A 13,029-nucleotide genomic window follows, 5' to 3' on the forward strand; every position below is an offset into this window, starting at 1 on the left:
AGTCAGGTTTCCTGACTGGCTTTTAAGCGCTTAGCGCATCAACGATTAATCGTTGTCAGAACCGCCCAGGCCTGCGTTCAGCAGTTCTGCCAGGTTGGCAGACGCTTCTTCTACGCTCACCTGCGGCGCAGCTGGCTGTTCGCCCGCTGCGCGACGGCGCATACGATCCTGGTGGTACGCATAACCGGTACCCGCCGGGATCAGACGACCCACGATGACGTTCTCTTTCAGACCGCGCAGTTCGTCGCGTTTGCCCGCAACGGCTGCTTCGGTCAGCACGCGAGTGGTCTCCTGGAACGAGGCCGCGGAGATGAAGGACTCGGTTGCCAGAGACGCTTTGGTGATACCCAGCAGGTCGCGGGAATAGGTTGCCGCAACTTTGCCATTCGCTTCAAGCTCGCGGTTAGCGATCTTAACGCGGGAGTATTCAACCTGCTCGCCTTCGAGGAAGTCGGAGCTACCAGCACTTTCGATGGTCGCTTTACGCAGCATCTGACGAACGATAACTTCAATGTGCTTATCGTTAATCTTAACGCCTTGCAGACGATAAACGTCCTGCACTTCGTTGGTGATGTAACGCGTTACCGCGTGTACGCCACGAAGACGCAGAATGTCGTGCGGCGCTTCCGGACCGTCGGAAACCACGTCACCACGTTCTACACGTTCACCTTCGAACACGTTCAGCTGACGCCATTTCGGAATCATCTCTTCGTACGGTTCGCTACCGTCTACCGGGGTGATAACCAGACGACGTTTCCCTTTGGTTTCTTTACCGAAGGAAATGATGCCGCTGATTTCAGCCAGGATTGCCGGCTCTTTCGGACGACGTGCTTCGAACAGATCCGCAACGCGCGGCAGACCACCGGTGATGTCCTTGGTACCGCCAGATTCCTGCGGAACACGGGCCAGGGTGTCACCAGAGCTGATCTGTACGCCATCTTCCAGCTGAACAATCGCTTTACCCGGCAGGAAGTACTGAGCAGGCATATCGGTGCCTGGGATCAGAACGTCGTTGCCCTGAGCATCAACAATTTTCAGCGCCGGACGCAGATCTTTACCACCGGAGGTACGTTCTGCGGAATCCAGAACCACCAGCGAAGACAGACCGGTCAGCTCGTCGGTCTGACGAGTAATGGTCTGGCCGTCGATCATGTCAGTGAAGCGGACGAAACCACTCACTTCGGTGATAACCGGCATGGTATGCGGATCCCAGTTTGCAACGGTTTCACCGCCAGCAACCTGTTCGCCGTCGCCTTTCGCCATAACGGAACCGTAAGGTACTTTATAGCTTTCTTTCGTACGACCGAATTCGTCGATCAGCTTCAGTTCGGTGTTACGAGAGGTGATAACCAGTTTACCGCTGGAGTTCACAACCGACTTCGCGTTGCTCAGACGGATGCTACCTTTGTTTTTCACCTGGATGCTGGATTCAGCAGCCGCACGAGATGCCGCACCACCGATGTGGAACGTACGCATCGTCAGCTGTGTACCCGGCTCACCGATGGACTGTGCCGCGATAACGCCGATAGCCTCACCTTTGTTGATGATGTGGCCACGCGCCAGGTCACGACCGTAGCAGTGCGCACATACACCAAAGTCGGTGTCACAGGATACAACGGAACGAACTTTGACGGAGTCAACGGAGTTCTCTTCCAGCAGGTCACACCAGTGCTCGTGCAGCAGCGTGTTGCGTGGAACCAGAATGTCCGCGGTACCCGGCTTCAGAACGTCTTCAGCAGTCACACGACCCAGTACGCGATCGCGCAGCGGCTCTTTAACGTCGCCACCTTCGATAACCGGCGTCATGGTGATGCCTTCCAGGGTGCCGCAGTCGTCTTCAGTAACAACCAGGTCCTGCGCAACGTCAACCAGACGACGAGTCAGGTAACCGGAGTTCGCTGTCTTCAGTGCGGTATCCGCCAGACCTTTACGAGCACCGTGGGTGGAGATGAAGTACTGGAGTACGTTCAGACCTTCACGGAAGTTCGCGGTGATCGGCGTTTCGATGATGGAGCCATCCGGCTTCGCCATCAGACCACGCATACCAGCCAGCTGACGAATCTGTGCCGCAGAACCACGCGCACCGGAGTCGGCCATCATGTAGATGCTGTTGAAGGAAACCTGCTGTTCTTCCTGGCCGTCACGGTTAATAACGGTTTCGGTTTGCAGGTTATCCATCATCGCTTTGGATACACGATCGTTCGCCGCAGCCCAGATATCGATAACTTTGTTGTAGCGTTCGCCCGCAGTAACCAGACCAGACTGGAACTGTTCCTGAATCTCAGCAACTTCAGCTTCCGCTTCGCTGATGATTTCGTATTTTTTCTCCGGGATGACCATGTCATCGATACCAACGGACGCACCTGAACGCGCTGCATAAGCAAAGCCGGTGTACATCGTCTGGTCCGCAAAAATAACGGTCGGTTTCAGACCCAGAATACGGTAACAGGTGTTCAGCATCTTGGAGATCGCTTTCTTACCGAGCGCCTGGTTCACGATAGAGAACGGCAGACCTTTCGGTACGATCATCCACAGAATGGCACGGCCAATGGTCGTGTCTTTCAGGCTGGTCTTCGCGACGAATTCACCATTGTCGTCTTTTTCGTATTCGGTGATACGCACTTTAACGCGCGCATGCAGAGAGGCCAGACCGGCGCGATAAATACGCTCCGCTTCTTTCGGGCCAGTCAGCACCATGCCTTCGCCTTTGGCGTTAACACAGTCACGGGTCATGTAGTACAGACCCAGTACAACGTCCTGAGACGGAACGATGATTGGTTCGCCGTTCGCCGGGGACAGGATGTTGTTGGTAGACATCATCAGCGCACGCGCTTCCAGCTGGGCTTCCAGCGTCAGCGGTACGTGAACAGCCATCTGGTCACCATCGAAGTCGGCGTTATATGCCGCACAAACCAGCGGGTGCAGCTGAATAGCTTTACCTTCGATCAGAACCGGTTCGAACGCCTGAATACCCAAACGGTGCAGTGTTGGCGCACGGTTCAGCAGTACCGGGTGTTCGCGGATAACTTCGTCCAGGATATCCCAAACGACGGCTTCTTCGCGCTCAACCATTTTCTTAGCGGCTTTGATGGTGGTGGCCAGGCCACGCAGTTCCAGCTTGCCGTAGATGAACGGTTTGAACAGCTCCAGCGCCATTTTCTTCGGCAGACCGCACTGATGCAGACGCAGGTATGGACCTACGGTGATTACAGAACGACCGGAGTAGTCAACACGCTTACCGAGCAGGTTCTGACGGAAACGACCCTGTTTACCTTTGATCATATCGGCCAAAGATTTCAGAGGACGTTTGTTGGAACCGGTGATCGCACGACCGCGACGACCGTTATCCAGCAGGGCGTCGACCGCTTCCTGCAGCATACGTTTTTCGTTGCGTACGATGATGTCCGGCGCAGCCAGATCCAGCAGACGTTTCAGACGGTTGTTACGGTTAATGACGCGACGATACAGATCGTTCAGGTCAGAAGTCGCAAAACGACCGCCATCCAGCGGAACCAGCGGACGCAGATCTGGCGGCAGAACCGGCAGAACGGTCAGGATCATCCACTCCGGCTTGTTGCCAGATTGAACGAACGCTTCCAGCAGCTTAATGCGCTTGGTCAGCTTTTTACGCTTGGTTTCGGAGTTGGTTTCGTTCAGCTCTTCACGCAGCTGCTCGCACTCTTGCTCCAGGTCCATGCTTTTCAGCAGGGCCTGAATAGCTTCGGCGCCCATCTTCGCGTCGAATTCATCACCGAACTCTTCCAGCGCGTCCAGGTACTGCTCTTCAGTCAGAATCTGGTTGCGTTCGAGGTTGGTCATGCCACCTTCGATAACAACATAAGATTCAAAGTACAGTACGCGTTCGATATCACGCAGCGGCATATCCAGCAGCAGACCGATACGGGACGGCAGAGACTTCAGGAACCAGATGTGGGCAGTCGGAGACGCCAGCTCGATGTGGCCCATGCGCTCACGACGCACTTTGGTCTGGGTCACTTCAACGCCGCACTTCTCACAGATAACACCACGGTGTTTCAGGCGCTTGTACTTACCGCACAGGCACTCATAGTCTTTTACTGGCCCGAAAATACGAGCGCAGAACAGACCGTCACGTTCTGGCTTGAACGTACGGTAGTTAATGGTTTCCGGCTTTTTAACTTCACCGAAAGACCATGAACGGATCATGTCTGGCGATGCCAGAGCAATTTTGATCGCATCAAACTCTTCGGTTTTAGTTTGCGCTTTCAGAAACTTTAATAAGTCTTTCACGGATTTGCTCCCGTCGGAGTTAGCACAATCTGGCGCCGGGTTTTACCCCGGCACCAGTGACCTGTTTGAGCGAGAGTTACTCGTCTTCCAGTTCGATGTTGATGCCCAGCGAGCGGATTTCTTTCAACAGTACGTTGAAGGATTCCGGCATGCCCGGTTCCATCTGGTGGTTGCCGTCCACGATGTTTTTATACATCTTGGTACGACCGTTCACGTCATCAGACTTAACGGTGAGCATTTCCTGCAGGGTGTAGGCCGCGCCGTATGCTTCCAGCGCCCACACTTCCATCTCACCGAAGCGCTGACCACCGAACTGCGCCTTACCACCCAGCGGCTGCTGAGTAACCAGGCTGTAAGAACCGGTGGAACGAGCGTGCATTTTGTCGTCGACCAGGTGGTTCAGTTTCAGCATGTACATGTAACCCACGGTTACCGGACGTTCGAACTGTTCACCGGTGCGGCCGTCAAACAGAGTGATCTGACCGGAAGTCGGCAGGTCGCCCAGCTGCAGCAGCTCTTTGATTTCAGCTTCTTTCGCACCGTCGAATACCGGCGTTGCGATTGGCATGCCTTTACGCAGGTTTTCAGCCAGACGCAGAACTTCTTCATCGCTGAAGGTATTCAGGTCAACTTTCTGGCGAACGTCAGCGCCCAGATCGTAAGCACGCTGGATGAATTCGCGCAGTTTCGCGACTTCTTGCTGCTGTTTCAGCATGGCGTTGATCTTATCGCCGATGCCTTTCGCAGCCATACCCAGGTGAGTTTCCAGGATCTGACCGATGTTCATACGAGACGGTACGCCCAGCGGGTTCAGTACGATATCTACCGGCGTACCGTTAGCATCGTGCGGCATATCTTCGATCGGGTTGATCTTAGAGATAACACCCTTGTTACCGTGACGACCCGCCATCTTATCACCAGGCTGGATACGGCGTTTAACGGCCAGGTATACCTTAACAATCTTCAGCACGCCCGGTGCCAGATCGTCGCCTTGAGTGATTTTACGGCGTTTCGCTTCGAGTTTTTTCTCGAACTCGTGTTTCAGTTCGTCATACTGCTCAGCCAGTTGCTCCAGCTGATTTTGTTTCTCTTCGTCGGTCAGGCCCAGTTCCAGCCAGCGATCGCGCGGCAGTTTGTCGAGCTTGTCAGCTTCAACGCCACCGGCAACCAGCACAGCGTAGATACGGCTGAACAGACCAGCTTCGAGGATCTGCAGTTCTTCAGACAGGTCTTTTTTAGCCTGCTTCAGCTGCATCTCTTCGATCTCAAGAGCACGCTTGTCTTTTTCTACGCCGTCACGGGTAAACACCTGAACGTCGATAACGGTACCAGAGACACCGTTCGGTACGCGCAGAGAAGAGTCTTTAACGTCAGACGCTTTCTCACCGAAGATCGCGCGCAGCAGTTTCTCTTCCGGAGTCAGCTGGGTTTCACCTTTCGGGGTTACCTTACCAACCAGAATGTCGCCGCCGGTCACTTCCGCACCGATATAAACGATACCGGATTCATCCAGTTTAGAGAGCGCGGCTTCACCCACGTTCGGGATGTCAGCGGTGATCTCTTCCGGCCCCAGCTTGGTGTCACGGGACACGCATGCCAGTTCCTGAATGTGGATGGTGGTGAAACGGTCTTCCTGGACAACACGCTCGGATACGAGGATGGAGTCTTCGAAGTTGTAGCCGTTCCACGGCATGAACGCTACGCGCATGTTCTGACCCAGCGCCAGTTCACCGAGGTCGGTGGACGGGCCGTCGGCCAGGACGTCGCCGCGTTCAATTGGTTCACCCAGGGACACGCAAGGCATCTGGTTGATGCAGGTGTTCTGGTTAGAACGGGTGTACTTGGTCAGGTTATAGATGTCGATACCTGCTTCGCCCGGGTACATCTCGTCTTCGTTAACTTTGATAACGATACGGGAAGCATCCACGTACTGAACGGTACCGCCACGTTTAGCCACCGCAGTAACACCGGAGTCAACGGCAACAGCACGTTCCATACCGGTACCAACCAGCGGCTTATCAGCGCGCAGAGTCGGAACCGCCTGACGTTGCATGTTCGCACCCATCAATGCACGGTTGGCGTCATCGTGTTCCAGGAACGGGATCAGGGACGCACCGACGGATACCACCTGCTGGGTGGATACGTCCATGTAGTCAACCTGGTCGCGGCTGAACAAGCTGGATTCGCCTTTACTACGGCAGGTAACCAGATCTTCAACAAAGTGGCCTTCGTCATCCAGGTTGGAGTTCGCCTGAGCGATGACGTAGTTACCTTCTTCGATAGCAGACAGGTAATGAATTTCGTCGGTAACAACACCGTCGGTCACTTTACGATACGGGGTCTCAAGGAAACCGTATTCGTTAGTCTGTGCGTACACGGACAGGGAGTTGATCAGACCGATGTTCGGACCTTCAGGCGTTTCGATTGGACATACGCGACCATAGTGAGTCGGGTGTACGTCTCGAACTTCGAAGCCTGCGCGTTCACGGGTCAGACCGCCTGGGCCGAGTGCGGAGATACGACGTTTGTGCGTAATCTCAGACAGCGGGTTGTTCTGGTCCATAAACTGGGACAGCTGGCTGGAACCAAAGAACTCTTTCACTGCTGCGGAAATCGGCTTGGCGTTGATCATATCCTGAGGCATCAGGGTATCCAGATCGCCCAGAGACAGACGCTCTTTAACCGCACGCTCTACACGCACCAGGCCAACGCGGAACTGGTTTTCCGCCATTTCGCCAACGGAACGGATACGACGGTTGCCGAGGTGGTCGATATCATCGACTTCGCCTTTACCGTTACGGATATCGATGAGCTTCTTCATCACTTCGATGATGTCGTCTTTGCTCAGGATACCGGAACCTTCGATTTCGTCGCGCAGCAGAGAACGGTTGAACTTCATACGACCAACCGCGGACAGATCGTAGCGGTCTTCGGAGAAGAACAGGTTCTCAAACAGGCTTTCAGCCGCTTCACGAGTCGGCGGCTCACCCGGGCGCATCATGCGGTAGATTTCTACCAGCGCGCTCAGACGATCGTTGGTTGGGTCGACGCGTACAGTTTCAGAAATGTACGGACCGTGGTCCAGATCGTTGGTGAACAGCGTTTCGATACGCTTGTGGCCGGACTGGCTCAGTTTAGCCAGCAGATCCAGGCTCAGCTCCATGTTCGCCGGGCAGATCAGTTCGCCGGTCGCTTCGTCGATGTAGTCTTTAGAAGCAACTTTACCCGCGATGTACTCAACCGGAACTTCGATATGTTTGATATCGTCTTTTTCCAGCTGGCGAATATGGCGCGCGGTAATACGACGGCCTTTCTCAACGTACACTTTACCGTTGGCTTCGATATCGAAGGAGGCGGTTTCACCGCGCAGACGCTCCGGTACCAGCTCCATCTGCAGCTTGTTGTCGCGAATTTCAAAGACCACTTTCTCGAAGAACAGGTCAAGGATCTGCTCAGTGGTGTAATTCAGCGCGCGCAGAATGATGGTTGCAGGCAGTTTACGACGACGGTCGATACGAACGAACAGGTTGTCTTTCGGGTCGAATTCGAAGTCCAGCCAGGAACCACGGTAAGGAATGATACGTGCGTTATACAGGACCTTACCGGAAGAGTGAGTCTTACCTTTGTCACTGTCAAAGAAGACGCCCGGGCTACGGTGCAGCTGAGAAACGATAACACGCTCGGTACCGTTGATAACGAAGGTACCGTTGTCGGTCATGAGCGGGATTTCGCCCATGTAGACTTCTTGTTCTTTAATGTCTTTAACGGTGCCTTCCGGCGCTTCGCGCTCGTAGATCACCAGACGCAGTTTCACACGCAGCGGTGCGGAATACGTCACGCCACGGATCTGACATTCTTTAACATCAAAAACAGGTTCGCCCAGACGGTAGCTGACGTATTGCAGCTCTGAATTACCGCTGTAGCTCTGAATCGGGAATACGGAACGGAAGGCTGCTTCCAGACCATACTGCCCTTCAGGATCTTGCTCGATAAACTTCTGGAACGAGTCAAGCTGGATAGAAAGGAGATAAGGCACATCCAGAACTTGTGGACGTTTACCAAAATCCTTACGAATACGTTTTTTCTCGGTATAGGAGTAAACCATAGGGTTCCTCAGCTCGCTGACAAGTCGACCCATCTGCCCGGAAAGGGCAGTTTTTTATGCAACACTATTTTGTTGACCGGAAAATGGAACACTTTCCGCAATGCCTGTTGCTATCACGCTTAAACCATTTCATTGCGATTTACACAGCCCAGGAACCCTAACCTGTCGCAGTATATTAAGTCGTCGATAGAAACAAGCATTGTGAGGCAAACCAGCAGTCAAACAGTGTGAAATGCTACTGGCGCCTTACAGCGCAAAAAGGCTGGTGACTAAAAAGTCACCAGCCTCAGCCTAATTTCTCAGGCTGCAACCGGAAGGGTTGGCTTATTTAACTTCAACTTCAGCGCCAGCTTCTTCCAGAGATTTTTTCAGAGCTTCAGCGTCGTCTTTGCTGATGCCTTCTTTCAGTGCAGCCGGTGCAGATTCTACCAGGTCTTTAGCTTCTTTCAGACCCAGGCCAGTCGCGCCACGTACTGCTTTGATAACAGCAACTTTGTTAGCGCCAGCAGCTTTCAGAATTACGTCGAATTCAGTTTTTTCTTCAGCAGCTTCAGCCGGGCCAGCAGCTACAGCTACAGCAGCAGCAGCGGAAACACCGAATTTTTCTTCCATTGCAGAGATCAGCTCAACAACGTCCATTACGGACATAGCGGATACTGCTTCAATGATTTGATCTTTAGTGATAGACATTTAAATTGTTCCTGAATATCAGAATAAGTTTATACGTAAGCGAGTGCTTTACAAAGATAACTGCGATTAAGCAGCTTCTTTCGCATCGCGTACAGCAGCCAGAGTACGAACCAGTTTGCCAGCCGAAGCTTCTTTCATGGTTGCCATCAGGCGTGCAATTGCTTCTTCGTAGGTCGGCAGAGTTGCCAGGCGGTCGATTTGCGACGCCGGGATCAGCTCACCTTCAAAGGCAGCGGCTTTGACCTCAAATTTTGCATTCGCTTTCGCGAACTCTTTGAACAGACGAGCAGCAGCGCCCGGGTGTTCCATAGAGTATGCAATCAGGGTCGGACCAACAAACGTGTCTTTCAGGCACTCGAACGGAGTACCTTCAACGACGCGGCGCAGCAGGGTGTTACGAACAACACGCATGTAAACGCCAGCTTCACGACCTGCTTTACGCAGTTCAGTCATTTTATCTACAGTTACGCCACGGGAATCCGCAACTACTGCAGACAGCGCGCCTTTGGCTACTTCGCTGACTTCAGCAACAATCGCTTGTTTGTCTTGAAGATTTAAAGCCATTAGCTTTGCTCCTGGATGTTTGCCAGAGCTTATGCTCTGGAACTCACTTCACTCTATTCAACGAATAGAGCGTCTTAATACGGTGAGCAGAAACAAGCCAGAGTATCCAAAAAATAATCTTAGCGTTCTGTCACCGTCTACGCAGGGGATTAAGTTTCTTACGAAACACCTGCGGTCTTCGACGGAGGCCTGGATAGGCCAGGCTCCAACGAACAAATTCTTCCTATGACTTCGTCCTTCGAACCGCAGCGGCGTTAGCTGCTCTCGTTCACACCGGTCATGTAGTTAACTACACTCCCGGTGATTCACTCGATTGCTGCCTTGCTGCAATTCAAATGACTCGCATAGCGTCTGTCTTATTGACAGAATCGTGGGGGTAAGATTGTAGACAAAATCACCGCCCACGTAAAGGCATTAGTTTGCAGAAGCGTTCAGGCCAGCCTGATCTACTGCAACACCTGCACCCATGGTGGTGGAGATGCTAACTTTCTTGATGTACACGCCTTTAGCCTGAGTCGGTTTTGCTTTTTTCAGCGCAACCAGCAGAGCTTCCAGGTTTTCTTTCAGTTTGTCAGCGTCAAAGTCCACTTTACCGATGGTGGTGTGGATGATGCCGTTTTTGTCGTTACGATAACGAACCTGACCTGCTTTAGCGTTCTTAACCGCTTCAGCAACGTTAGGAGTTACGGTACCAACTTTCGGGTTTGGCATCAGGCCGCGCGGGCCCAGAACCTGGCCCAGCTGGCCAACAACGCGCATTGCATCCGGGGAAGCAATAACAACGTCAAAGTTCATTTCGCCTTTCTTGATCTGGTCAGCCAGATCTTCCATACCTACCAGCTCGGCGCCTGCAGCTTTAGCAGCTTCAGCGTTCGGGCCCTGTGCAAATACGGCAACGCGAACAGAACGGCCAGTACCGTGCGGCAGTACAGTTGCACCACGTACGTTCTGGTCAGATTTACGAGCATCGATGCCCAGGTTTACAGCAACGTCAACGCTTTCAACGAACTTAGCGGTCGCCAGTTCTTTCAGCAGAGAGATGGCTTCGTTGATGTCGTACTGTTTAGTTGCATCAACTTTCTCACGAATCACGGACATGCGCTTGGTCAGTTTAGCCATTTCTTAGTCCTCCACTACCAGGCCCATGGAACGTGCAGTACCTTCGATGGAGCGAGTCATCGCTTCAATGTCGGCACCAGTCATGTCGGCAGCTTTGGTCTGCGCGATTTCCTGCAGCTGAGCGCGGGAAATTTTACCAACTTTCTCTTTGTTCGGCTTACCGGAGCCGGACTTGATACCAGCCGCTTTTTTCAGCAGAACTGCTGCCGGCGGAGTTTTGGTAACGAAAGTGAAAGAACGGTCAGCGTAAACGGTGATAACAACCGGGATTGGCAGACCTTTTTCCATGGATTCAGTTTTTGCGTTGAACGCTTTGCAGAATTCCATGATGTTAACGCCCTGCTGACCCAGTGCTGGACCAACCGGCGGACTCGGGTTTGCCATACCAGCTGCAACCTGCAGCTTGACGTAGGCTTGTACTTTCTTAGCCATTCTTAAATCCTCGAATTGGGTATTAACGCTTCAGAGAAGCTCCCCGTGATTAAACATCGTTTTACGGGCCAGGCCCATAAAAACAAAAGGCGCGAAATTGTATTCCAATTTCGCGCCCTATGCAACGATTAAATCGCTGCTTTTTTGATCGCCGGCTTACGCCTTCTCAACCTGACCGAAGTCCAGCTCTACCGGAGTCGCACGACCGAAGATAGAAACGGAAACTTTCAGGCGGGACTTCTCGTAGTCCACTTCTTCAACAACGCCGTTAAAGTCAGCAAACGGACCGTCGTTAACGCGAACCATTTCGCCCGGTTCAAACAGCGTTTTCGGACGCGGCTTATCGCCAACCTGCTGCAGACGGTTCATGATGGCATCGACTTCTTTGTCGCTGATCGGCGCCGGACGGTCGGAAGTACCGCCGATGAAGCCCATCACGCGCGGGACGCTGCGCACCAGGTGCCAGCTCGCGTCGTTCATGACCATCTGAACCAGAACGTAGCCTGGGAAGAATTTGCGTTCGCTTTTGCGACGCTGGCCGCCACGGATTTCAACCACTTCTTCGGTCGGAACCATGACTTCGCCAAACAACTCTTCCATGTTGTGTAATTTGATATGTTCACGCAGCGAAGTAGCTACGCGACCTTCAAAACCGGAAAACGCCTGAACGACGTACCAGCGCTTTTTAGGAGCTTCAGACATCTCAGAACCTCAGGCCAGTGATAAAGGATACCAGGCGAACCAGAATACCATCCAGTCCCCACAGGATCAGTGACATTACTGCAGTTACGGCAGCAACAATCAGCGTGGTGTGCAGCGTTTCCTGGCGGGTCGGCCAGATCACTTTGCGGACTTCGGTTCTCGCTTCGCGGGCGAAGGCGACAGTCGCCTTACCTTTTGTCGTTAACAGAGCGACGCCACCGGCAGCAGCGATAAGAATCACCACGGCCAGCGCACGGATCGCCAGCATAATGTCGCGATAAAGGAAGTTGCCTACGATGGCTACGATCAGCAGCACGGCAACGATAACCCACTTCAACGCTTCCAGGCCGCGCCCGCTCCCTTGAGCTTCGGTATTCGCACTCATAAACCAACCTGTCACAAGAATTCAGACAAACATCTTCGCCCCGCGTTAAATGCGAGGCGACCAAACCGAAATGCTCTGCTGCGTTTCGGACTTTACGCCCTCTTCAGAGCCTGTCTCAGCAATGATTATGACAAAAAAAATCACTGATGAGCCAGGTTCTGGTGTGAAAGCGTGCAAAAAGGGCATCAAATGATGCCCTTTTATTGCGCATTGCGTCAAATGTTATCAGCGATTAGCCGAGAACTTTAGCAACCACGCCCGCGCCAACGGTACGGCCGCCTTCACGGATTGCGAAACGCAGACCGTCGTCCATCGCGATCGGGTGGATCAGGGTAACAACCATTTTGATGTTGTCGCCCGGCATTACCATCTCTACGCCTTCCGGCAGTTCGATGGTACCAGTCACGTCAGTAGTACGGAAGTAGAACTGCGGACGGTAGCCTTTGAAGAACGGAGTATGACGGCCGCCTTCATCTTTGGACAGGATGTACACTTCAGATTCGAACTTGGTGTGCGGCTTGATGCTGCCCGGCTTAGCCAGTACCTGACCACGTTCGATTTCTTCACGTTTGATACCACGCAGCAGAACGCCTACGTTCTCACCAGCACGGCCTTCGTCCAGCAGTTTGCGGAACATTTCAACGCCAGTACAGGTGGTTTTCGCGGTGTCTTTGATACCAACGATTTCAACTTCTTCACCAACTTTGATGATACCGCGCTCTACACGACCGGTAACAACGGTACCACGACCGGAGATGGAGAA

The 13,029-nt window shown here is 53.1% G+C and carries 9 protein-coding genes; all 9 read right to left on the bottom strand.

The features are described from left to right. Positions 1-45 precede the first annotated feature (45 nt). Positions 46-4,269: a DNA-directed RNA polymerase subunit beta' gene (gene rpoC / locus PGR09_RS24065; RefSeq protein ID WP_045397360.1), complete on the bottom strand. Its 4,224-nt coding sequence runs from the start codon at positions 4,267-4,269 to the stop codon at positions 46-48. A gap of 76 nt (positions 4,270-4,345) precedes the next feature. Beyond that, positions 4,346-8,374, bottom strand: coding sequence for a DNA-directed RNA polymerase subunit beta (gene rpoB, locus PGR09_RS24070; RefSeq protein WP_015704004.1), 4,029 nt, complete (start codon positions 8,372-8,374; stop codon positions 4,346-4,348). Between the two features lie 324 nt (positions 8,375-8,698). After that, positions 8,699-9,064 carry a 50S ribosomal protein L7/L12 gene (gene rplL, locus PGR09_RS24075; protein ID WP_003033114.1) on the bottom strand — a complete coding sequence of 122 codons (366 nt, stop codon included), beginning with the start codon at positions 9,062-9,064 and terminating at the stop codon, positions 8,699-8,701. Between the two features lie 66 nt (positions 9,065-9,130). After that, positions 9,131-9,628 carry a 50S ribosomal protein L10 gene (gene rplJ / locus PGR09_RS24080; RefSeq protein WP_004097644.1) on the bottom strand — a complete coding sequence of 166 codons (498 nt, stop codon included), beginning with the start codon at positions 9,626-9,628 and terminating at the stop codon, positions 9,131-9,133. A 414-nt stretch (positions 9,629-10,042) separates the two neighbouring features. Beyond that, positions 10,043-10,747, bottom strand: a complete 705-nt coding sequence (gene rplA, locus PGR09_RS24085) for a 50S ribosomal protein L1 (RefSeq protein WP_015368826.1) — start codon at positions 10,745-10,747, stop codon at positions 10,043-10,045. A 3-nt stretch (positions 10,748-10,750) separates the two neighbouring features. Continuing rightward, positions 10,751-11,179 carry a 50S ribosomal protein L11 gene (rplK, locus tag PGR09_RS24090; RefSeq protein ID WP_020079906.1) on the bottom strand — a complete coding sequence of 143 codons (429 nt, stop codon included), beginning with the start codon at positions 11,177-11,179 and terminating at the stop codon, positions 10,751-10,753. A 156-nt stretch (positions 11,180-11,335) separates the two neighbouring features. After that, the gene (gene nusG / locus PGR09_RS24095; RefSeq protein WP_007665882.1) at positions 11,336-11,881 is read right to left on the bottom strand and encodes a transcription termination/antitermination protein NusG; all 546 of its coding nucleotides are present in this window, start codon (positions 11,879-11,881) and stop codon (positions 11,336-11,338) included. A 1-nt stretch (position 11,882) separates the two neighbouring features. Beyond that, positions 11,883-12,266 (bottom strand): preprotein translocase subunit SecE, encoded by a 384-nt coding sequence (secE, locus tag PGR09_RS24100; protein WP_015368827.1) that lies wholly within the window; start codon positions 12,264-12,266, stop codon positions 11,883-11,885. Between the two features lie 232 nt (positions 12,267-12,498). Next, the coding region (locus PGR09_RS24105; protein WP_335904636.1) for an EF-Tu/IF-2/RF-3 family GTPase at positions 12,499-13,029 on the bottom strand (531 nt) is incomplete at its 5' end.

Origin of the sequence: Klebsiella sp. 141251, from assembly GCF_050600725.1 — a bacterium.
Classification (GTDB): Bacteria; Pseudomonadota; Gammaproteobacteria; order Enterobacterales; family Enterobacteriaceae; genus Klebsiella; species Klebsiella aerogenes.